General features: G+C 58.6%; 23 protein-coding genes and 1 pseudogene. 8 read left to right on the forward strand and 16 right to left on the reverse strand.

Annotated elements, in window-relative coordinates:
- The first annotated feature begins 38 nt into the window (after window positions 1-38).
- Window positions 39-413, forward strand: a complete 375-nt coding sequence (locus tag AC1VWL_RS02290) for a GNAT family N-acetyltransferase (RefSeq protein ID WP_482985587.1) — start codon at window positions 39-41, stop codon at window positions 411-413.
- A gap of 329 nt (window positions 414-742) precedes the next feature.
- On the opposite strand, the gene AC1VWL_RS02295 is transcribed toward AC1VWL_RS02290, so the two are convergent.
- From AC1VWL_RS02295 to AC1VWL_RS02315, 5 genes and pseudogenes are all read right to left on the reverse strand, one after another.
- The gene (locus AC1VWL_RS02295; protein ID WP_482985588.1) at window positions 743-985 is read right to left on the reverse strand and encodes a hypothetical protein; all 243 of its coding nucleotides are present in this window, start codon (window positions 983-985) and stop codon (window positions 743-745) included.
- A gap of 129 nt (window positions 986-1,114) precedes the next feature.
- On the reverse strand, window positions 1,115-1,546 hold the full coding sequence (locus AC1VWL_RS02300) for a BLUF domain-containing protein (RefSeq protein WP_482985589.1): 432 nt from the start codon (window positions 1,544-1,546) through the stop codon (window positions 1,115-1,117).
- 1,322 nt (window positions 1,547-2,868) lie between these two features.
- Window positions 2,869-3,120 (reverse strand): hypothetical protein, encoded by a 252-nt coding sequence (locus AC1VWL_RS02305; RefSeq protein WP_065868077.1) that lies wholly within the window; start codon window positions 3,118-3,120, stop codon window positions 2,869-2,871.
- 284 nt (window positions 3,121-3,404) lie between these two features.
- A pseudogene (locus AC1VWL_RS02310) lies at window positions 3,405-3,693 on the reverse strand (IS30 family transposase); the annotation flags it as partial.
- A gap of 751 nt (window positions 3,694-4,444) precedes the next feature.
- Complete coding sequence (locus tag AC1VWL_RS02315; protein WP_482985590.1) at window positions 4,445-4,768, reverse strand: hypothetical protein; 324 nt, start codon at window positions 4,766-4,768, stop codon at window positions 4,445-4,447.
- A gap of 85 nt (window positions 4,769-4,853) precedes the next feature.
- Between AC1VWL_RS02315 and AC1VWL_RS02320 the strand changes: the two genes are divergently transcribed.
- The 3 genes from AC1VWL_RS02320 to AC1VWL_RS02330 all read left to right on the forward strand — a co-directional run bounded on the left by AC1VWL_RS02320 (window position 4,854) and on the right by AC1VWL_RS02330 (window position 8,454).
- Entirely contained in the window at window positions 4,854-5,324 is a 471-nt protein-coding gene (locus AC1VWL_RS02320) for a hypothetical protein (protein WP_482985591.1), read from the forward strand.
- Between the two features lie 188 nt (window positions 5,325-5,512).
- Complete coding sequence (locus tag AC1VWL_RS02325) at window positions 5,513-6,649, forward strand: alpha/beta fold hydrolase (protein WP_482985592.1); 1,137 nt, start codon at window positions 5,513-5,515, stop codon at window positions 6,647-6,649.
- A gap of 290 nt (window positions 6,650-6,939) precedes the next feature.
- On the forward strand, window positions 6,940-8,454 hold the full coding sequence (locus tag AC1VWL_RS02330; protein WP_482985593.1) for a serine hydrolase domain-containing protein: 1,515 nt from the start codon (window positions 6,940-6,942) through the stop codon (window positions 8,452-8,454).
- A 579-nt stretch (window positions 8,455-9,033) separates the two neighbouring features.
- On the opposite strand, the gene AC1VWL_RS02335 is transcribed toward AC1VWL_RS02330, so the two are convergent.
- The 6 genes from AC1VWL_RS02335 to AC1VWL_RS02360 all read right to left on the reverse strand — a co-directional run bounded on the left by AC1VWL_RS02335 (window position 9,034) and on the right by AC1VWL_RS02360 (window position 13,038).
- Window positions 9,034-9,390, reverse strand: coding sequence for a YkgJ family cysteine cluster protein (locus tag AC1VWL_RS02335; protein ID WP_482985594.1), 357 nt, complete (start codon window positions 9,388-9,390; stop codon window positions 9,034-9,036).
- On the reverse strand, window positions 9,387-10,034 hold the full coding sequence (locus AC1VWL_RS02340) for a class I SAM-dependent methyltransferase (protein ID WP_482985595.1): 648 nt from the start codon (window positions 10,032-10,034) through the stop codon (window positions 9,387-9,389). The genes AC1VWL_RS02335 and AC1VWL_RS02340 overlap by 4 nt, the downstream gene beginning before the upstream one ends.
- 431 nt (window positions 10,035-10,465) lie before the next feature.
- A complete protein-coding gene (locus tag AC1VWL_RS02345) occupies window positions 10,466-10,726 on the reverse strand; it encodes a hypothetical protein (RefSeq protein WP_482985596.1) in 261 nt (86 codons plus the stop codon).
- 402 nt (window positions 10,727-11,128) lie between these two features.
- Window positions 11,129-12,187 (reverse strand): ACR3 family arsenite efflux transporter, encoded by a 1,059-nt coding sequence (gene arsB, locus AC1VWL_RS02350; RefSeq protein ID WP_482985597.1) that lies wholly within the window; start codon window positions 12,185-12,187, stop codon window positions 11,129-11,131.
- A 20-nt stretch (window positions 12,188-12,207) separates the two neighbouring features.
- Window positions 12,208-12,699, reverse strand: a complete 492-nt coding sequence (locus tag AC1VWL_RS02355; RefSeq protein WP_482985598.1) for an arsenate reductase ArsC — start codon at window positions 12,697-12,699, stop codon at window positions 12,208-12,210.
- Window positions 12,700-12,723: 24 nt separating this feature from the next.
- Window positions 12,724-13,038 carry an ArsR/SmtB family transcription factor gene (locus AC1VWL_RS02360; RefSeq protein WP_482985599.1) on the reverse strand — a complete coding sequence of 105 codons (315 nt, stop codon included), beginning with the start codon at window positions 13,036-13,038 and terminating at the stop codon, window positions 12,724-12,726.
- 40 nt (window positions 13,039-13,078) lie between these two features.
- Here AC1VWL_RS02360 and arsH point away from each other — a divergent pair, with 40 nt between their 5' ends.
- The 3 genes from arsH to chrA are packed head-to-tail and all read left to right on the forward strand — an operon-like array spanning window position 13,079 to window position 15,492.
- Window positions 13,079-13,819, forward strand: coding sequence for an arsenical resistance protein ArsH (gene arsH / locus AC1VWL_RS02365; RefSeq protein ID WP_482985600.1), 741 nt, complete (start codon window positions 13,079-13,081; stop codon window positions 13,817-13,819).
- The gene (gene arsC / locus AC1VWL_RS02370; protein WP_482985601.1) at window positions 13,816-14,235 is read left to right on the forward strand and encodes an arsenate reductase (glutaredoxin); all 420 of its coding nucleotides are present in this window, start codon (window positions 13,816-13,818) and stop codon (window positions 14,233-14,235) included. Before arsH ends, arsC begins: the two co-directional genes overlap by 4 nt.
- A 54-nt stretch (window positions 14,236-14,289) precedes the next feature.
- Complete coding sequence (chrA, locus tag AC1VWL_RS02375) at window positions 14,290-15,492, forward strand: chromate efflux transporter (protein ID WP_482985602.1); 1,203 nt, start codon at window positions 14,290-14,292, stop codon at window positions 15,490-15,492.
- Between the two features lie 391 nt (window positions 15,493-15,883).
- Here chrA and AC1VWL_RS02380 read toward each other — a convergent pair whose 3' ends face one another.
- Entirely contained in the window at window positions 15,884-16,324 is a 441-nt protein-coding gene (locus tag AC1VWL_RS02380) for a GNAT family N-acetyltransferase (protein ID WP_482985603.1), read from the reverse strand.
- Between the two features lie 227 nt (window positions 16,325-16,551).
- Here AC1VWL_RS02380 and AC1VWL_RS02385 point away from each other — a divergent pair, with 227 nt between their 5' ends.
- Window positions 16,552-17,031 carry a hypothetical protein gene (locus tag AC1VWL_RS02385; protein WP_482985604.1) on the forward strand — a complete coding sequence of 160 codons (480 nt, stop codon included), beginning with the start codon at window positions 16,552-16,554 and terminating at the stop codon, window positions 17,029-17,031.
- An 83-nt stretch (window positions 17,032-17,114) separates the two neighbouring features.
- Here the strand turns inward: AC1VWL_RS02385 and AC1VWL_RS02390 are convergent, their stop codons facing one another.
- The 4 genes from AC1VWL_RS02390 to AC1VWL_RS02405 are packed head-to-tail and all read right to left on the reverse strand — an operon-like array spanning window position 17,115 to window position 20,086.
- Window positions 17,115-17,645 carry a lipocalin family protein gene (locus tag AC1VWL_RS02390; RefSeq protein ID WP_482985622.1) on the reverse strand — a complete coding sequence of 177 codons (531 nt, stop codon included), beginning with the start codon at window positions 17,643-17,645 and terminating at the stop codon, window positions 17,115-17,117.
- 37 nt (window positions 17,646-17,682) lie between these two features.
- Window positions 17,683-18,759: an SAM-dependent methyltransferase gene (locus AC1VWL_RS02395; protein WP_482985605.1), complete on the reverse strand. Its 1,077-nt coding sequence runs from the start codon at window positions 18,757-18,759 to the stop codon at window positions 17,683-17,685.
- On the reverse strand, window positions 18,756-19,541 hold the full coding sequence (locus AC1VWL_RS02400) for a DUF1295 domain-containing protein (RefSeq protein ID WP_482985606.1): 786 nt from the start codon (window positions 19,539-19,541) through the stop codon (window positions 18,756-18,758). The genes AC1VWL_RS02395 and AC1VWL_RS02400 overlap by 4 nt, the downstream gene beginning before the upstream one ends.
- Complete coding sequence (locus tag AC1VWL_RS02405; protein WP_482985607.1) at window positions 19,538-20,086, reverse strand: DUF2878 domain-containing protein; 549 nt, start codon at window positions 20,084-20,086, stop codon at window positions 19,538-19,540. Before AC1VWL_RS02405 ends, AC1VWL_RS02400 begins: the two co-directional genes overlap by 4 nt.
- Between the last annotated feature and the right edge of the window lies 1 nt (window position 20,087).

The following is a 20,087-nucleotide window of genomic DNA, read 5'->3' on the forward strand; positions in this document are numbered from 1 at the left end:
CTGCGCTCCGGCTGGGGCCGATCCAGCATAACGGCTGCGTGGCAGCCACGCCTGTAACCGACCTTGAGGACAGTGTGCGTAGGGTTTTCGGTGGTCTCTACGAAGAAGATGAACTCATCGGTGTGGTGGGTGTAGAGCTGCATCCACCGGCAGGCTTGCTACGTTCCTTGGCGGTCGCGCAGGGTCATCGAGGACTTGGCTACGGTTTGGTGCTGGTGCGCCATGCAGAACAGCTAGCGACCAATGCTGGCATCACCGAGCTGTTCTTAATGACGACCACGGCAGTTGCCTTGTTCGAGCGCTGCGGCTACAGATGTCTGCCCCGGGCGGCAGCGCCGGAATCAATCTGCAAGTCTCAGCAGTTCGCCGGCTTATGTCCTGGAACTGCGGAGTTCATGATGAAGCACTTATAGCGTCGGTGTCTCTTTATGGCCGAAAGCGGACGTCACCTGTGACCTGGAGCTTCTTCCTGGCGACATTCCCAGAATTTGTGGCTCGGGCTTCCGGGTAGGCGACAGCTATTCAAGACCTTAGGTTAGCCCGTGCTGCGCCCGCATCTTATTGGCGCGCTGTCTGACAAAGCTCTGGACTTCAATCCGTACTGGCTTCGTACTCTACTTTATCGAACGCGCAACACGGGCCCGAGTCGTGTGGCTAGCCTCTGACGATACATTCCGTGCGCAATGCACCCAATACGTGCAAGCAGTACCACAGGTGTACTGACCTTGTGAGCAGGCCGTCACTACTGAACAACTAGCGCCCAAGTTGGGCCTTGTTCGTCATATCTGTAGAGGAACCCTTCGTGATCTGCTTGGATGGCAACGCGCCCCTCTGTATCGGTCACGCGGCCGATCCCCCGCATGCTTTGAGAGATTGGGGCGAGCTGGGAAGACCGCTCTATTTTTTCGGAAATGCTGGGGCTCGAGAACTTGACCTTGCGCAGTTCCCCGCCGGGACCCTGCAGAAACATTTCAATTTTTGGCATGACTATTCCTGGCGGGGGCGGGAGTGATGGGCCGCAGATGGAGGTTTGGGCCCCCCCCCCCCCATCTGAAGGCAAAGTCGAGGCGTTGATAGATTCGAAGCTGGAAGCTCCCTTCCGGCATCGGCAAGATCAGTCTGGACGAGTCTCGTTCCAGAACTGGATCAAGTTTTGAAGCACTTCTGGTGGCTTCCCCTCGTGGTCTTCACCGAGATAAGGAGCCTCGCGACGCCACTCTTTCGTGCAGAATTTCTGCAGGATACTGCTGTCGGTTTCGCTGCAGGCCATGTACCACTGACGGAAATAGGTTGCTTCAACAGGACCGTTGAAGAGTTCCTCGATCCGGGCATGCTTTGAGGATTCCTGTATGCGTGAGTAGATCTTGCTCACACCGTAGTCAGGCCCTTCCAGATACTGAAAGAACCGGCTTCCGTCGTAAAGTAAGACACCTGTCACACCTTGGATCTGGTTCCTAGCGCGAGCGTCGATCAACAGTCGATCAATATCTTCTGTTGTGAGGCCTGCGACTGCGGTGCTCGCGTAAGCAATCGCGTGATATGGCATTTATTTATCCTGATGATGACGGCATTACTGTCGTCCAGATTGGCACAATCTCACCGTCCATGTGAGCTTTTTTTGAGCCGATCTGCCACCATCGAACGCCTTAATTTTTAAGTATTGGCTTTGCTGTTCCAGCTCGTTCGGGTTCGAAAGGGAAGCCCGTTTCTGGCCGAGGGCGCGGCGACCGAAAGGCTAAGGGAGCTCGATGAGCTCCACGGTCTTGGACAGGAGTGGCTTTACCAATATTTTGTAGCCATCGTGATCGAAGCCTGGGGCTGGCTTGGACAACTTTTCCGCCGCGGCTTTATCGGACGCACTTCCCAGGTAAGACCAGTTGCGGACCACGTGAATCTGCTCCAGGTTATGGGAGCGCTCAATGATTCCTATTGCGCCAGGGTAGGGCCACGCTCGTACATGGCGTTCCACGAGGGCAGAGAGGAGTCTATGACGATGTGCCTCATCTGCCTCCTTTCCGCAACAAACCCCCAGACATCGACGAATCGAGTGGCGAAAGCGGGAGCGTCCAGTCTGCAGCTTCTCGATTCCAAGGCGGCTTTAGCAAAGCAGGTGATCGTCGGCGATAGCTCGCACGCCCTCGATAGCGGCATGCCTGCTGGCAAACAGGCCATAGCTGGGCGTGTCACGTGCTTCATGGACGTTAGCAATGGTGGGCTCTCCATGCTCGAAAGACAGTGTGTATAGCTTCCGGTTGCGCCTCCGGCGATGGTTGAACAGAGGCTGGTGGCGTTTGACTTGCGTCGCTTCGAGCAACTGGGCGCCTATATCGCCAGCGGTGCGAATGAACGAGAAGCTGAAAGTTGAGCTATTCAGTCGCGCATCATCCGCGGATCTCAGGTGGTCGAGGACCCGAGTACGGATATGGATGCTCTTGCCAATATAGAGAGGAACTCCGCCGGGGCCGTGGAAAGTGTAGGTTCCCGGGGCATTGGGGAGGTCGCGAGCGAGCGCGCTTAGGTCGGATAACGATGCCGTTGGAAACAAACGTAGCGCTCAACCCTCATTGGTGCAGTGACAGGTTGTTCAGGTATTCGAGCAAGCGTAAGGGGGGCTTTGGTGGATAGCCTTGAGTGAGCTGATGCTGGCTTACAGGGCCGCTTGTATTACGAATGCCAGCGTCGCACCAAGTCCCATGCAAAAGGCTGATATCCATAGCGAGGGTCGGCGGGAATTGGGCGGCGCGGTCTTCATACAGCCTCCAATAGCTAGCTTATGAGTCCTGATAGCTCCGCTATGGGGGTGAAGTTGATGTGTCCTTACCTGCTGCTTTCACCAAAGAAAAAGCCCGGCGGGAGCCGGGCTTTTGGTCAGCCAATTACCAGGCTCCAGTGGATTTCAGAGTCCGGGTATTTGAAGCGGAATCCGTCGTAGTCAGACTGAACGGCAATGTTTCCATTCTCGTCTACCAACGTCTTCACTTCGATCTCTGAGATCGAGCGATTCTTGATGCGAATGCTGTCGACACTGCCGGTAAACAATCGCTTGTTTTGGCGCGACAGAATGCTCACCGAACGGCGTTGCTGACCTGGCCCTTCCAGGTACATTGCGACTGACCCCATGGAAAATCTCCCTTTGACTTTTTCAAGACATCCTCCGGTCTTGCTGGAGGGAGCGCAGATGATTCCTTCATCTCTGTGAAGATCGAGTCAGCGCGAACTGGAGCTAGTTCATTGAGTGTACATTTCGGCGCTTCCGCTCCCTCCCAATGAAGCGTTTGACGGCGGCGGGGATCGAGGGCTTGGTGGCCTCGCATCATCCCCCGAAAGGTGTGGAAGGGAATGCCCAAAGCGATCGAGGTATGCGCAGGCTACGATTGTGCCGTGGGGATTACCAGCATCGCTTAGCGCGTGCTGCGCTCGACCAACGTCGCCGATCTGGCTGTTCCCGCTGCCGCAGAGCAGGTCACCTTTCCAGTGTCCGGGAATGGCCCGGTCCTCTACCGACACCAGGCGCTCGCGGATCAACACGGTGTCGCTGATGCCGCCGTGGTCCGCCGTCTTCTGGGGGGGGCGCGACCGGCGGATCGCACGTGTCCGCCGCAAATGCGCCAGCAGCTCATTTTTCACGGCGCCACGCGATTTGATGAAGAGCGTGCGATAGATCGTCTCGTGTGAGACCTGGCAGCTCGGATCACTGGGAAATGCATTTACGCACTATTTGATGGTCCTACTACTTCGCACTTCTAGCAACGATCTACTTAGCTCACTTAAAAAAAAGCCCCTGTTGAAAGGGGCTTACATCGAAAAATCGATGTTGAAATCAATTGTCAACCGGTGTCAGATTCGACGATACTGAAGCTTGAACTGCTTGAGCACAACGGTTTCCGCCATCATTTTATCCACCCGCTCAAGCAATGTTCTGACGCTTTCCCTTCATGACAGTTCATGCGGTGATCCCGTTGCGGCGTCACCAGCCCGTTGAGCTAAGTCTCTTAGCAATGCGATCTGCTCCAATTTCTTGGCGTGGGGTACGGGAGCCTTTTGCATTGACATGCTCAAAGCCAAGTCGTCCATTTTGCCTCGGATGCAATCGTAGTCCATTGGTCCGAACCGTCGCCTAATGCGTCCTCAGTGGCGACACCTTAGCGCTATATGGGCTGCAAAGGTGTCTCTATTTTTGCGCGAGAGGATTCGGATTCTCATGCGGGTGTGCGCCATATCGAAAAGCAGAGCGGGATTCCGCTCTGAGCGAGACGAAGGGAGTAGGCTCTGCCCCGGCGGCTCACCACCGCCGATGTTCTCTCGAAGTTGAGGGGCAAACCTCTGCGCCGCGAGCCAAACTCCAGTGCGCCTCCCGCGTAGCCCAAACTGCGCGCGTGACGCCCGCAAGGCTCGTCGTGATTCCGGCACTCGCAAGAACAGGCTGAGAGCCCCTTCCTCATTATCAATGTCGCAAGTTTGCCCTTAGCGCTTCCAGTTGCTCTGTGGCAGCCAGCATGCTCTTCATCCTGGCCAGTACGGCCTTGATACCGTTTCGCCGCGCAGCTTCATTCGGAACCCTGGATATCAACCTCAACGCACTTTTCGAGAGCATCTCCGAGGAGCGGAGGCTGTCCAGGCGTTTGGAGTGGTTCAAAGAGTGGGTGGATGCCACCATTTTGGCAGCGAATTCATCTAAGTCGGCCTTTGCATCTTCGTGCTTCCCTGCAGCTTCCGGCGCAAAGCGCGCGTTCGACCCACCACCATAGGCTCTTTCGGGCTTCTTCATGTGACGTGAGTTGCATCCCCAAGGCAAGCGTTGCAGGATGAACGCACCTCCGGTCATTCACCGGACTACTATCAGGGGGAAGTAGATGCGCACGGTCTCTTTTTTGACTGCACTGACTGCATCGCTTTTGGTGGGATGTGCGGGTGCGAAGCAGTCCGCAAGCATGGTTCTCTATGACGCCGATTTGAATGGCGGTGTAGGCGTTGGCGAAGTCAAATCGTATCGCGAAGAGATCGATGTTGGTCCCGAAGAGAAGCGAGTGCCAGTCGAAATTGCTTGGATAACTCAAAAGGACGATAGCGGATGCATGAGGGTGGCTCATCTGAAGGTGTCGAGACTCGGGGGCGCGGAAGAAGTCGTCATTGATCCGGTTCGTCACTCCGCTATCCCGGACTGTGGGATGAAGTTCGATGCAGAGGACCCCGTTAGGTACGAAACGGTGGTGATCTCTTTGGCCTACAAAACCAAGATCTTCCTCAAGACCTACAGATTCAACGGCGGCGTTGCCGCTGTCCAGGGGAGCGGCGAGTTCGTGGACCTCGCGCGCGTGCAGTGAAGCCCAGAGGACGGCGGCTGTGCTGGGATATTTCCTGGTCGTCATCGCCACGTATCTGAAAAACAAACGCTGGCTCAATGCCTACAAATATACCGCTGAGTGAAAATTGTTACTCTGTAGCACATTTCGTGTGCCAATAGCTGCTGACTCTAAACCGAGCTGGTTGCAAACATCTCTTGGGAATTCCTGTGCTGCATTCTTCATTATCTAGATGGGTGCTCTTTCTGTCTTTCCTATTTGCTTCGTCCGAGACTCTTGCCGAAGGCGGGATGACTCCGAGAAACCGTTCCGAAGCCACACGGATCATTGCCGGGCTTCGGCAGATCGTGACTCCTGAAGGGATCGAGCGATTGGAGCCTGTCAACATAAACGGGGCAAAGCAGTGGATTTCGATACGCAGCCGCAATCCAACCAATCCGGTCCTTCTTGTAGTTCATGGTGGTCCTGGATGGGTGGCTATGCCCACGTCTTGGTACTTCGCGCACGGATGGGACGAGTACTTTACGGTGGTTCAGTGGGACCAGCGAGGTGCAGGAAAATCCTATGATCCAACGATCATCGATACACTCACGGTCGATCAGATGCGCCAGGACATCGATGCCGTTATTGGTTGGGTAAGATCCGAAACCAAACAAGACAAGTTGATTCTTCTAGGCCATAGCTGGGGCAGTTTACTTGGCCTTGATGTTGCCCGCCGTCATCCAGAGTGGCTGCATGCCTACGTTGGAGCTGGGCAGGTGGTGGATATGCGAGAAAGCGAGCGTCGCGGCTGGGCCTGGGCGATGCAGAAGGCTCGTGACAGTAGCAATGCTGAAGCAACGAAGGAGCTTGAGTCGATCGCACCTTATGCTGTAGATGGAGCAGCCGTCCCAATTGCTGATCTATTCCTGCAGCGCAAGTGGGTCAATGCTTTCGGGGGCGCGGCTTTCAATCGTCCAGATGCTGGGTTTGAAGCCGCCGCGATCTCATTGTCACCGGACTACACGGACGAGGACATGAGGAACGTATGGAGAGCGCAAGAAGTTTCAGTCGATCGACTGATGCCAGGAGTATTGGAAAGCTCCATGTCTTCTTTGAAAGAGTTGCGCATCCCTGTTCTCCTGTTGTTGGGGAGACACGACATCAATGTGTCTTCCCAACTTGCAGCTGAGTGGTTCTTCAAGCTAGAAGCTCCACAAAAGCGCCTCTTCTGGTTCGAGCATTCGGCACACGAAATGCTGGTCGAGGAACCTGGCAAGGTATTCCTGACACTGGTCCATGAGGTGCTTCCTCTGGCTGTAGAGTCTATGAGCGCAGAGAGGCTTGAAGTTAAGGCGCCACGCTAGAATCATTCCGGCTTTCCGCGGGGCGATGGGGCACATGTAGATGAATCGATCCAGCTTAATAGGCACATCAGACGGTCAGGATCGATCAATTCCGCGTGTCCGCTGCTGGCCGGAATCGGCCATCGACCCTAAATGACGCTACAGCGAATCGGAGGCCTTAGTACCTCTAGAACGGAAAGCGCGTAGCCTTATTGCTTCACGGCCCGTACGCTCGTCGTTCGGTCGTTCGGCAGCCAGTCGAACGAACGCTTTTCCGGTCCTATGTCTCCATTTCCGTATAAGGATCATTGATGCTCAGCGTCAGCCGCAAAGCGCTTGGAACTTCGGTTTTCCGTTTACTCCGAATCCGTTTCATCCTGGTATCAATCGCGCCGATGCTGGTGGCGCCATCTGCATCCGCGCAGGAACTGTCGCCTGAAATCCAATCTCGGGTTGCCAGGGTGGAACAGGGTCTTTCGAGTCGTGTCGTCGTCAAGGACGCACCTGGCCAAAGGATGTCGCTTGCCGCACGCATGGCCTTCCATGACGTTCCTGCGGTCAGCATTGCCCTCATCAACAATGGGCGTATCGAATGGACGCGTGCTTACGGCGTGCTCGATGCGGCCAGCCAGCGTCCTGCTACGACCGCAAGCCTGTTCCAAGCTGGCTCGATCAGCAAGTCGATCAGTGCGCTAGGCGCGCTACACCTGGTTGGGCAGGGAAAATTGTCTTTGGACGATCCCGCGAACGAGCAGCTCAGCAGCTGGAAGATTCCGGATAACCGTTTTACCCAGCAAGCTCCAGTCACGTTGCGCGGTATGCTGAACCACAGTGCGGGCATCAACATTCATGGTTTCTACGGCTACGCCCAAGGCCAAGCATTACCTTCGCTGCTGCAGGTGCTGGATGGCGTGGTGCCAGCTAACTCCGAACCGGTCCGCGTAGAGGCTATACCCGGCAGCGAATGGAGGTACTCCGGAGGCGGTTACATTGTTGTTCAACTGATGATGGCCGAAGCATGTGGGAAGCCGTTTCCCGAGTTGATGCAGGAGCTGGTCCTCGGGCCACTGGAGATGAAGGACAGCACTTTCGCAACGACCTTGGCGCCGGCGTTGCAGGCACGGGCCGGTATTGGGCATCACACCAACGGCGAGCCCGTTTCCGGCGGTTGGCATGTCTATCCCGAAGCGGCTGCGGCCGCGCTTTGGTCCACACCCACGGATCTGGCCAAGGTAGTAGTCGATATCCAACAAGTGCAGTCCGGCAAGGTCGGCAAGGTACTGTCCGGTGCGATGACTGCCACAATGCTGACCCGTGGGTTGGGCGAGTATGGCCTGGGGCTGTACGTCGAAAAAATGGGCGACGGCATCAGCTTCGCGCACTCGGGCGGCACCGACGGGTTCCGCTCGCAGCTGTATGGCTACACCCATACCGGGCAAGGCGTGGTGGTGATGGCCAATAGTGACAACGGCGCTGCCCTGATCGACGAGATTCTTGTGAGCGTTGCTGCCGAATACGGCTGGCCAGAGTTCCAGATCACAGAGAAGATTGCGCTCCCATCCGACCCAGTCGCCAACGCGAAACTTGTGGGCAACTACATCCTGCTGGAAAAGCCTGCCCAGGTCATTGCCGAGGGCGATCGTCTGTATCTCCGGAGCGTGTTGTTCGGCGAGCGGCCGATGGAGTTGTTTGCACAGTCGAGCACCCGGTTCTTCATGACCGCGCAAGACATGACGGTTGAATTCCAGCAGGTGGGTGACGACAAGGCGAAGGGTTTTTCGCTGAAGCGCGGAAACAACACCTATATCGCCACGCCGGCACAGTAGAGGTCAAGCTACCACTGTCAGGGTCTGTTACCGGCCGGAAGCAGTCGTCCTTGATTCCAGTCGCGTCCCCTGACCGTTCCGGAGCGTCCCTATAAGCTCCCCCGAGCTGGAATGGATTTACACGAAGTGCCCGCATGTCGCTGGACGACATCTCGAAGGCCTGCATTCGCATATGAAAGTAGGTGGCGTACCACTTCTTCCTGCGTTTTCTGCCCGATTAGCCAATGCTGCTGCCAACGATGGCATGGACTGAGCTAGCGCTGCGTCGCCTGGATACGCAGGCTTTTAGCCGAACTAGGTGGCAGTGGACAAAGAGGAACCACCTTGTGTCACGGTTTAGGTTCTGTTCGCTTCGGAGCAGCTGCACCATCTGTTGTTGCGCGGTAGGGCATTCGGCCATTAGTCGTAGCTTTGGTAACAGGAGTCTTCCACCGGAATGGTGTGTTGCCGAGCACTTCAATCTTCCCTCCCGATGTTTGAAATTCTGCGACATCTTCGGCGATGCGGTCGTGACTTAGATCATTGGTATGGACCTTCGGGGCGTAGACCGAGTCCGATTTTGTAGCCGGGTATCGACCTTTAGTGCGCTTTGTTGCCATCATGACTTGTTTCTCCTATGAGTTTCATTGCGATGAGGCGAGTACTCTGCTTGGCATGTTCGTCGCGTTCAGCGCGGCAGTAGGGGCCGCCCATGGCAAAGGATTTGCAGACGATAGGTCTGCTGGAATAAATGCGACACTTCATCTGTTTCCCATCTAGTGCTGCGCACCACCCATCTTGGTCCTTGGCCATGACATGCAAGCCTCCTACCTGATGGGTTGTTAGATGGGCAGGCACTGAATCATCTTTGCCCAAAATGACTGTGAGTCTGCAGCACAATGAATCACAAGTCGCGCACGTGATACTGGCGATGCTTTCCCGCTTAGCACGGTTCATGTGGTAGCAGTGATCATGTTGCGCGAGTAGTGCAACAGCTGGCCGCGATATGGCTCTTGGTTGGAGTCATCCATTCGACATCTTGTCGATTTGAGAGCGAACCTTTGCTTGATCAACATCTGGGAGAATTCTTCGCTGCTACTCAAGCCAGGATCCGTTATCACGACCTCGGCTCTAGGTTTGGCATGGTGGAGCACGACATTCGCTATGACTTCGGCTTGTGATCGATCATGTAGAGCGTCACTGGCTATGATCAAGTCAAAGGCGCCTAGCGCGGTTGGTTCCCGCCCGTGACGAAAGTGATGGAATTGTACGGGTGGCAATCCGTTCAGAGCAGCATTGTGAGCTAGAAAAGGCTCGGCCAATGGATGCTCATCGCAGGCAATTACCTCGACGCCGCGTCGCATCAGCACAATGCTAGCAAGCCCGATTCCACAAGAAAGCTGAAGTACTCGCTTGCCCGAAATTTCGAAGCGGCACATGGCCTGGGCAAGTAATTGACCTGATGGCCACAGCTGACCAAACAAGCCCCATTGCGCCGAGGAAATATGAAGACGCTTCCTATGCCCCTCCAAGTCGCTGACCTGCTGCTTATCGCTGAGGATGCGTAGCAAGTAGGAGTCGCCACCGATGGTGACTTTCACGTTTCGTGTCTTAAAAGCGGGCATTGCGCACTCCCGTCGAGCGACCACCCAGGGATCTGGGCAGGTAACGCATGAAAAGGAGCGATATGCGCAACTATCAAAACAGCTGCACCGAACGCGAAGCAGGCTAGACCTGTGATCTGATGCTAGCACGTCTCAGGATTGATCCTTAGCTCGACGTATGGCAAAGCCGAATTCAGCACCCGTGTGCCGCAGATAACTCTGTGTATTTTTGTGACGATCACCCAGCTGCAGACTGAATGATGTGGGCAGTTCGGGTTCGCAAAGGGCGCGACCGCCTCACGCGAGATGATGCAAGTTGAGAGATACGCCGATGTACCACTACTTTGGGAGAAAAGAGGGTTGGCTGCTGAATACGCTTCACGAGCCAATGAATGCAGCGAATTCTTCCCTGGAACCAGATTGATGGCTCAATGCGGATACTTGCTTCTCAGCAACTCGAGCTGCTCGGTGGCTGTCAGCATGCTTTTGATCCTATCCAGCACTGCTTCAATGCCATTTCGGCACTCAGCTTCATTGGGTAGACCCACTATCGAGCGCAGTGCCTTCTTTGAGAGGATTTCCAGAGAGCGTAAGGTGTCCAGCCGTTTGGAATAGCTCCAAGAATGGGTAGACGCCATCATATCGGCCGCGAAATCATCTAAGTCGGCCCGTGCATCGTCATGGTTCATGGCTGATCCGTGCGCGAAGTGCGCGTTTGAGCAACCACCATAGGCCCTTTCTAGCGTCCGTGTGTGACGAAGGTGAGTGGCGCCAGGCAGTGAGGTTGCCTTTAGGCGACAGGAATGCGGGTTACTTGGTAATCAAAGTAGCAGCTAGCGCGTTTTTCGCGTTGGGTCCCAGCTTCTCGTACTTGAGCGGTCTCCCCGTTTCGCAGTAGACGTCTCGTTCAGAATCAAGTGTTGATGTGATCAAACTCCGGTGCCTGTGCCGATGCGGCGATTGTGATCGTGACGAGAGAAGCGTCAGCTAGCCGATGTGCAGAAATAGACGCTAGGTGCAATACATCCCGCTCGCTCCTTGTACTGGAACGGAAGGTTCAACGGTATGAACATACCAACAGTTACTGTAGATCAGCGGCTCCGTGCATCAGCGGGGAAGTGACGCTTGCCTAGTCGCAAGGCAACATGGACCAGCAGGATCAATACCGGCACCTCCACTAGCGGGCCGATGACGGCGGCGAAGGCGACCGGCGAGGCCAGACCGAATGCCGCGATGGCTACCGCGATGGCCAGTTCGAAGTTGTTGCCTGCCGCGGTGAACGCGATCGCAGTGGTGCGCGGATAGTCCTTGGCGATCAGCTTGCCCATGAAGAAGCTGATGACGAACTGGATGATGAAGTAAAGCGTCAGCGGGATCGCGATGCGCACCGCGTCCATGGGAATCCGCAGCACGTCACCGCCTTTCAGGCTGAACATCGCCACGATGGTGAACAGCAGTGCGGCGAGCGTTATCGGGCTGATGGCAGGTAGGAACTTCTCTTCATACCACTGCACGCCCTTGCGAGCCTTCAGCCATCGACGGGTGAGGAAGCCGGCCAGGAAGGGGATGCCCAGGTAGATCAGCACCGCCTCGGCGATGGTCCAGACACTGACATCGATGACGCTGCCCTGCAGGCCGAACACTGGCGGCAACCAGGAAAGGAAGAACCATGCGTAAACGCCGAACAGCGCTATCTGGAAGATCGAATTGAATGCCACCAGGCCGGCCACGTACTGGCCGTCGCCGCGTGCCAGCTGGTTCCACACCAGCACCATGGCAATGCAGCGCGCCAGGCCGATCAGGATCAGGCCGGTCATGTACTCGGGGTAGTCGCGCAGGAACAGCACCGCCAGGCCGAACATCAGGAACGGGCCCACGATCCAGTTCTGCAGCAGCGAGAGCATCAGCACGCGCTTGTCGGCAAAGACCGTGGGCAGTTCCTCGTACTTCACCTTGGCCAGCGGCGGATACATCATCAGGATCAAACCGATCGCGATCGGAATGTTGGTCGACCCTATCGAAAGGCTGTTCAACGCGTTGGGCACGCCCTCGAACAACGCGCCCAGGCCGACGCCGAGCGCCATGGCGGCGAAGATCCAGAGCGTGAGATACCGGTCCAGGAAGGACAGGCGGGAGGTTTCAGTAGTCATGGGAGTTTCCGGGAGGACGGTCAGTTGATCTGCGCAATCTGATCGAGCTGTGCCTTGAGAGCTTCACGGTCATCCCATGCCCCGTCAGGAATCTCCAGGAAGGCCTTCAGGCGGGCCTTGATGATCTGATGTGCCCGATCGAATGCTTCAGCCTTCTGTGCATCCGAGCCTTCTACGCCGGCCGGGTCGGACAAGCCCCAGTGCACGCGCACGAAATCGCCAAACACGACCGGGCACGCTTCGACGGCCGCGCTGTCGCACACGGTGACAATCAGGTACATGGCAGCAGCATCCGCTTCGGCAAATTCATCCCAGGACTTGCTGCGCAGGCCCTCCACCGGGAAGCCCTCGCGCTGCAACTGAGCAATGGCGAACGGATTGACCCGACCGGCCGGCTGGCTGCCTGCACTGAAGGACCGATAGCGGCCTTCGCCCCACTTTGTCAGGGTCGATTCGGCCAACACGCTGCGCGCGGAATTGCCGGTACAAAGAAAGAGAACACGACGGGTCATTTTGGCGAACTCTGGGATATGGGGTCAGCATCCTGCGGGGCGTTCACAGGCCTGTTCGTCGGCACAGCAGTTTTCAGTCAGGTAGGCCACCAGCTCGTTCATCGCCACGAACTCGGCTCGGTAGCAGATGGTCCGGCCACGTTGCTCGGCGCTGATCAGTCCCGCAGCAAGCAGTTCCTTCAGGTGGAAGGAGAGTGTGGCGCCAGGCAAAGAGAGCGCATGCGCAATATCGCCAGCCAGCTTGCCGGCGCTCCCCGCCTGAACCAGGATGCGGAAGATCGACAGGCGGGTGGCATGACCCAGTGCAGCCAAGGCGTGGGTTGCTTTTTTATGTTCCATGATTCTAGAATAATCGAATTAAAATGACAGGACAACCCCCGTGCAGCAGATCCCTAACGTGGTCTCGGGTGCCTTGGACATCCCCACGGCCGCCAAGCTCAACGATCCGGTCGCCCAGCCACACCGGCCACGCATCCTGATCCTGTATGGGTCGCTGCGGCCGCAGTCGTTCAGCCGCAAGCTGGCGCTTGAGTCGCAGCGGCTGCTGGAGCAGCTTGGGGCGGAAACCCGCCTCTTTGATCCACATGAGCTACCGATGCTTGACTCGGTGCCGGCCACTCACCCGAAGGTGCAGGAGCTGCGTAGGGCATCGCTGTGGTCGGAAGGACACGTGTGGATCAGCCCGGAACGCCACGGCACCCTTACTGCAGTATTCAAGAATCAGATCGACTGGCTGCCACTAGAAGAGGGCAGCGTGCGACCCACTCAGGGCCGGACGCTGGCTGTGATGCAGGTCTGCGGCGGTTCTCAGTCGTTCAACGTGGTCAACGCGCTGCGCGTGCTCGGCCGTTGGATGCGCATGGTCACGATCCCGAACCAATCCTCGGTGGCCAAGGCCTGGCAGGAGTTCGATGACGACGGTCGAATGAAGCCTTCGGCGTACTACGATCGCGTAGTGGACGTGATGGAGGAACTAATCAAGTTCACCATTCTGGTGCGCGGGCGTAGCGACTACCTGGTGGACCGATACAGCGAGCGCAAGGGGGCCGTTGAGGCGGCGGCGCTGGCCGCTGCCGCAGGCGTGGTGGAGGCCGTTTTGAACAAAGAGGAAAGTGCGTGAACGCTGTCATCTATCACAACCCCAACTGCGGCACCTCGCGCAATACTTTGGCACTGATTCGCTTCGTCGGCATCGAGCCGGAAGTGATCGACTACCTGGCCAACCCACCCAGCCGTGCGCGCCTAGTCGAGCTCATTACGGCGGCGGGGTTGAGCGTACGTGATGCCATCCGGCAGAAGGGGACGCCGTATGAAGCGCTCGGGCTAGGCGACGCAGCACTGAGCGACGACGCGCTGCTTGATGCGATGCTGGCGCACCCGATACTCATCAATCGTCCTCTCGTACAAACCGATAGGGGTACTCGTCTGTGCCGGCCTTCGGAAGTGGTGCTGGAGATCCTGCCGTCGCTGCCCGGGCCGTTCCGAAAGGAAGATGGAGAGCTGGTGACCGGGCACGCGGGAAGCTTGACGCCGTGATCCTAGTGCCTGGCTGGGCTTGTCGCCGTTGAGAACCACAGGAGGTCATGGTCAATGTCGGCGCTCGATCCCACAACAAGCGACAGCGCGTGGCGCGTCTTCCTGGTATTCCTGCGGTTGGGGCTGACGTCGTTCGGCGGCCCGATCGCCCATCTGGGCTACTTCCGCCTCGAGTTCGTCGAACGCCGCCGTTGGCTGACGGACCGTAGCTACTCTGATCTGGTGGCCCTGTGCCAGTTACTGCCAGGCCCGGCCAGCAGCCAGGTTGGGATGGCGTTGGGCTTGCGCCGCGCTGGCTGGCCTGGCCTGTTGGCCGCTTGGGCTGGCTTTACGCTGCCTTCGGCCGTGCTGATGATCCTGTTCGCTTTGGGGGTTGCCAAATACCAGGGCATCGTTGAATCCGGCTGGCTGCATGGCCTGAAGATCGTGGCAGTTGCGGTGGTGGCTCAAGCAGTATGGGGAATGGCCCGATCCCTGTGCCCGGACCGTCTGAGGGCAGGGATGGCGTTTTTTGCCGCTGTGTTGACTTTGTCCATACCCTCGGTCGCCGGCCAGATCGTGGTGATCATCTTCAGCGGACTGCTCGGTCGCTGGATGCTGAAGATCGAACCGGCTTCTGGCCAATCAGACGGCGGCTACCCCGTCTCGCGAAGAACCGGCGCAGTGGCACTGGTGCTACTGGTGCTGCCGCTTGTTCTGCTGCCCGTGTGGGCGGTGGTTAGCGGCTCCCCCTTGGCCGTGCTGTTGGAGGGTGTGTACCGCGCTGGCGCCCTGGTCTTCGGCGGCGGCCATGTCGTGCTGCCGTTGCTGCAGACCGCGGTCGTCCAGAGCGGCACCGTGAGCACGGCGGATCTCCTCGCCGGGTACGGTGCGGCGCAGGCGGTGCCGGGCCCTCTCTTCTCCTTTACAGCGTATCTGGGGGCTATGGCCGAGGGGCCGCTGGGTGGCTGGGCAGGCGGCCTTGCACTATTGGTGGTCATTTTCCTGCCAGCCCTTCTTGTGCTCGTGGGGGTGCTGCCGTTCTGGGAGTCCCTGCGCCACCGCAAGGATCTCCAAGCTTCGATTGCAGGCGTCAATGCCGGGGTAGTCGGCATCCTGCTGGCGGCGTTGTATGACCCGGTGTGGACGAGCGCGATCCATGACCGATGGGATGTCGCGATGGCACTGGTCGCATTCGGGCTACTGGTTGTTGCGCGTGCTCCGCCGGTCCTGGTCGTGTTACTGGCTGCCATGGCGGGTTGGGCAATGACGTGGTAACGCCGCCAGTTCGGTGAGGGGCGTTTCGGCAGCGCAATCTAACGTCTGCTTCTGGCCGATAGCGGACATCAATGGCTAAGAGGGGCTTCGACGACAAACGGCACTCTTGTCCAAGCAAGTCCAACAGCATTCAATCAACTAAGGGGTATAAATGGGGGTATCTTCAATGTGAAATTTATCTTTATTGCATTTAAAACATATGGTTGTATCGATTATTTGGGTCGGATAAGCGCACCATCGCCTGATCCCATGGCGTCCAGGCACGTCCGGAATTCATACCAAGCCCGCAGAGATGCGGGCTTTTTTGTGCGTACGGTCCGAGGCATTTCGTCAGCACCGTTGAGCAGGGAAGCTGCACCGAACTGCGGATTTGCAGTGCAGGCGTCCCTGACTACCTCCTGCGCTTTTCAAACCGGACATCACCCTCCGGCAAGTTCGCCACGGGCTGCCAACCCAGGGCTCTATAGAAGCCGCTGGCCCGACTGGCTTCAGCTGTCTCCAGCCAGATCGTCTGGTGGTGCTGGAACAGGAACTCCTCCGCCTTGTCCATCAGGCTACGGCCCAGGCCCAGCCCCTCGAACTCCGGCAGGACGAAGGCGGCAAACACGCATGCGTCCCCAACATCCACCATCGAGAAGCCAACCGGTACGCCATCTACCTCGGCGACCCAGGCGCATGGAGCCCCCAGAATCGCCTGTTGAATCGCCTCATGGGTTATTCCCATCTCGGCAAGTTGGCGAAGGGACAGATGATTCTCTTGAACGCTGGTACGGATGTGGAAAATGGCGTCGATGTCGGCCGGGGTGGCCAGCCTTATTGCTCTTCCCTTCACGGAATGCTCCTTCAACTTCGGTGGACATGATGCAACGCTCTTCGCATGTCTGGCCAATGACTTGTCCAAGCTGCGTCGCGGACGCTGATCGGTCCAGCGCACACCGAATTGTGGCTGGTCGGCAGGCGGTCGCGTCATACCTTTGCCTGGCTTGGGGCGGCACGTGGCAAACTTGGCACTGGTGGTCACAAGCGCACTGTTGCGCGCCTACTTCGGGAGGAGTGGCGTTGAAAGACTTGTCCGTCGAGGAACAGATCGCCAGGTTTCGGCCTGGGCTGGCGTTGGGAATCGTTGCTCGTTTCCACTACTGGTTGTTGGCCATCGCCTTACTGTGTGCGATTGCTGCGCTGTTGCTCTGGCATCCGCTACCGCTACTGTTTGCGGCCTTTTTCTGTATCGTCGCGCTGTCTGATCGCGGCGCGGGTCGCAACATTGCCGCTGCAGTCACTGCCTACGATGTGGGCAGGCCGACGTCATGCGAAGTTGTCATTGAACTGCGCGAGTGGAGCGACGTGGTGACCTGCCACGCCAAGATCGTGCAGGGTGAAGCGGTGGCCTGGACCTTCGCGTTCGTTCCACAGGGCTGGCATCCGCTTGCCGGCCGGTATGCCGGCAGCGTTTGGAGCAAGGGAAGCAACGGTGCGCCGGTGCTTGCGACCATTGACGGTGGGGCGCTGATTCCACGGCGCGATCCGGTACGTCTGTGAGCGCCCTACGGATGACGAGCTGACGGCGACCTGCTGGAGCATACGCGTCGCCACCAGTAGATCACTGCCGAAGCGACGCTGTTTCAGTGTCCGCCCGCTGCGTCTTGCCGAACCGACTGCGGCACCCGTCGCAGCTTGCTTACGTCATAGCCCATGGCCTTGATGCGCTCCACCGCATGTTGGTAGTCCGCTTCCGAAACCTGCGGTGCGCGCGCCATGTACCAGACGTAATCGCGCTTGCTGCGGGCGACGATGGCCTGGCTGTAGCCCTCGTCCACCCAGGCGATGATGTATTCGGCCTGGATCGGCCAGATGAACTGCATGCCCCAGACTGCGCCATTGCCTTCGGCCTCGACCTTGCCGATGGGGTGCATGGTTTTCAGTGGCGCCTGGAAGCTGCCCTTGCGGTAGGTGAAGGTTGTCTGGATACGTCCGTCAGGCCGCGGTGCATAGCTTTCAACCGCATCGAAGGCTTCTCGTTCCGGTCGCGACGGAATATGCGCGATCACATACCAGTCGCCCATGAAGCGCGGAACATCCACCGATGCCGGGCGCGGGATCGGGCGCGTGTCCAGGTTGCTGCAGCCAGCGCCGAACAAGGCGATGGACAGCATCGACAGCAGCGGCAAGGTTCGCATGCGCGTGTCCTTTTCAGCGGGGACGGAACAGGTAGTGCGCCACCAGCCATTGCTGGCCGTCGTCGTAACCGAACAGCTCCGCGCAGGCCATCCAGAACATGCGCCAGCGCTGCCACCAGATACGCGCCGCGGCATCACTGCCGTAGGTCTGCGCAAGCAGCGGCATGAGCTGCTCGCGGGCGGCATCCTGGCGCTGCAGCCAATGGTTGGCGGTGCGTTGATAGTGGCGGCCATCCAGCAGCCAGCGCTGCTGCAGCCGCATGTCACGCTGGAAATGCAGCAGGGTATCGGCAGCCGGCATCAGCCCGCCGGTGAAGAAATGACGCCCCATCCAGTTGTCCTCGCCCATCGTGTCGAACGGATACATATGCGTGCGATGGGCAAAGATATGCACGAACAAGGCGCCGTCCGGCTTCAGCCAGCGCGAGATGCGGCCAAGCAGGCGTTCGTAGTTGCGGATGTGCTCGAACATCTCCACCGATACACAGCGGTCGAACGTGGCGGCAGGCAGCTGCAGTTGGTTGACATCGATGGTCAGCACTTCGACGTTGTCCAGGCCGCGTGCCTTGCACTTGGCAAGGATGTGCTTGCGCTGGCTGTGTGAGTTGGAGACTGCGGTGATGCGCGCGCCAGGATAGCGTTCGGCCATCCACAGGGTCAGCGAGCCCCAGCCGCAGCCCAGTTCGAGGATGTGCTGGCCATTGGCGAGCCCGGCGCGTTCCCCGTACAGCTCCAGCATGGCGTCCTCGGCCTGATCCAGGGTCTCGGTGCCGGTATGGTAGTAGCAGCCGCTGTACTTCAAGCGGTGGCCAAGGCAGGCCTGGAAGAACGCAGCAGGTACTTCGTAGTGCTGGCGGTTGGCAGCATCCACGTGCAGGGCGAGTGGACTGCTGGACAACTCGGCGATGCGCCGGCTGAACCGCTCCGATTGCGCTTGCAGGCCTTCCTCCGATTCCTCCTCCAGTCGCTGTGCGCACAGGCGGCGGATACCCCAGCGCAGTGCGGCATCCGGCAGCCAACCGCGCTCGGCCCACCCGGTCAGGCCGGGCTCGGCATGGATGGCGGAATCCAGTTGCGTGGCTGCATTCATGGTGATTGCTCCTTGGCGGTGCGGGGAAACCAGGGGAAGAACATCGGTGTGCTGCGCTGGTAAGCGCGGTAGTCTTCACCGCGGCTGCGTAGCGCCTGCTTCTCGGTGAACGGCACGCCGCTCAGGTAGCGCAGGAACAGGTACATCAGCACCGGCCCGGTCCATGCCAGCCACCATAGTGGCGAGCCAACGGCCAGCAGCACGTAGGTGAACCAGTGCAGCCATTCGAAGAAATAGTTCGGATGCCGCGAGTAGCGCCACAGCCCTTGCCGACAGGTGCGGCCTTTGTTGGCTGGCGCTGCACGGAAGCGCGCAAGCTGCCGATCGGCGATGGATTCGCCGAGCACGCTCAGCAGCCAAACCAAACCTGCTGCCATCACCCAGATGTAGCCATCGGTGCGCGGATTGCTGGCCACCGCGACGAACGGCAGCGCGAACAGAACTATCAGCAACGCCTGTGCAATGAAGAACCCGAAGATCTTGCCCTGATGGCTGTGCCAATGTTCGCGCAGATACGTGTAGCGACCATCTTCGGACTCATGTCGCACGCGCTGCCATAGATGCAGGGCAAGCCGGCTTCCCCACAATCCGCCGAGCACGGCCAAGCTGATGCGCGGCAACGCTGCGCCGTCGCCAAGCCACGCGAGCAGCAGCGCGGCGGCAGCCAGGCCCTTGGCCCAGAGCACATCGACGATGCCGATGTTGCGATGGCGGAGCTGCCAGGCCCAGCCCCAGAGCATGATCGCCACGGCGTACAACAGTACCCAGCCCAGATTGTTCACGTGCAAGCACCTGTTGGTTGCCCTTGTGTTGAACGGCGGGTCCACCTGCGCGCGTTCGTGACCAGCAGCGTCAGCGCCACGCTCCAGCCGATGCCAAGCAACAGCAATCCATGCCAGGCGGGCTCGGCAAAAAGCACGGCATCAAAGCCGCGTGCAGCGGATAGATAGGCCAGCGGTGCCAACAGCAGGCCGAAGGTTGCCGGCAGCAAGCTGTTCCGCTGCAGGAAGGCCATCGACGAGGTCAGTGTCATCGCGAACGCGGCCCACAGCGCCAAGATCCAGGGCGGCGGTGCCCAGCCGAACGGCGCAGCGGCGTAGGCGACACGACCGCTTGCCGCTGCAAGCCCATCGACCAGCCAGGCGTACGCGAGTGCGAGCAGCAGCAGACGCAGCTCGGTCCGCGGCTGCGCGGCGCTGTAAAGCTGGCTGACGATGTAGAGGGCGGAGGCCAGCAGCGCCGGCCATTGCCAACCCCGTCCGGCACCAGCCACGGCGCACAGCCAGACCAGTTGGTTGCCGAGCAGGTTGAGCAGGGTCCGGCGCATG

The sequence above is a fragment of the Stenotrophomonas sp. STEN063 genome (genome assembly GCF_056854515.1).

Excerpts from the sequence above, each read along its gene's own strand:
- AC1VWL_RS02305 (WP_065868077.1), bottom strand. The coding sequence starts at position 3,120 with ATGGGGTCAGTCGCAATGTACCTGGAAGGGCCAGGTCAGCAACGCCGT.
- AC1VWL_RS02345 (WP_482985596.1), bottom strand. The coding sequence starts at position 10,726 with ATGAACCATGACGATGCACGGGCCGACTTAGATGATTTCGCGGCCGAT.
- AC1VWL_RS02295 (WP_482985588.1), bottom strand. The coding sequence starts at position 985 with ATGCCAAAAATTGAAATGTTTCTGCAGGGTCCCGGCGGGGAACTGCGC.
- chrA (WP_482985602.1), top strand. The coding sequence starts at position 14,290 with ATGTCGGCGCTCGATCCCACAACAAGCGACAGCGCGTGGCGCGTCTTC.
- AC1VWL_RS02355 (WP_482985598.1), bottom strand. The coding sequence starts at position 12,699 with ATGACCCGTCGTGTTCTCTTTCTTTGTACCGGCAATTCCGCGCGCAGC.
- arsB (WP_482985597.1), bottom strand. The coding sequence starts at position 12,187 with ATGACTACTGAAACCTCCCGCCTGTCCTTCCTGGACCGGTATCTCACG.
- AC1VWL_RS02395 (WP_482985605.1), bottom strand. The coding sequence starts at position 18,759 with ATGAATGCAGCCACGCAACTGGATTCCGCCATCCATGCCGAGCCCGGC.
- AC1VWL_RS02320 (WP_482985591.1), top strand. The coding sequence starts at position 4,854 with ATGCGCACGGTCTCTTTTTTGACTGCACTGACTGCATCGCTTTTGGTG.
- AC1VWL_RS02300 (WP_482985589.1), bottom strand. The coding sequence starts at position 1,546 with ATGCCATATCACGCGATTGCTTACGCGAGCACCGCAGTCGCAGGCCTC.
- AC1VWL_RS02360 (WP_482985599.1), bottom strand. The coding sequence starts at position 13,038 with ATGGAACATAAAAAAGCAACCCACGCCTTGGCTGCACTGGGTCATGCC.
- AC1VWL_RS02405 (WP_482985607.1), bottom strand. The coding sequence starts at position 20,086 with ATGCGCCGGACCCTGCTCAACCTGCTCGGCAACCAACTGGTCTGGCTG.
- AC1VWL_RS02315 (WP_482985590.1), bottom strand. The coding sequence starts at position 4,768 with ATGAAGAAGCCCGAAAGAGCCTATGGTGGTGGGTCGAACGCGCGCTTT.
- AC1VWL_RS02330 (WP_482985593.1), top strand. The coding sequence starts at position 6,940 with ATGCTCAGCGTCAGCCGCAAAGCGCTTGGAACTTCGGTTTTCCGTTTA.
- AC1VWL_RS02335 (WP_482985594.1), bottom strand. The coding sequence starts at position 9,390 with ATGAACCGTGCTAAGCGGGAAAGCATCGCCAGTATCACGTGCGCGACT.
- AC1VWL_RS02390 (WP_482985622.1), bottom strand. The coding sequence starts at position 17,645 with ATGCTGTCCATCGCCTTGTTCGGCGCTGGCTGCAGCAACCTGGACACG.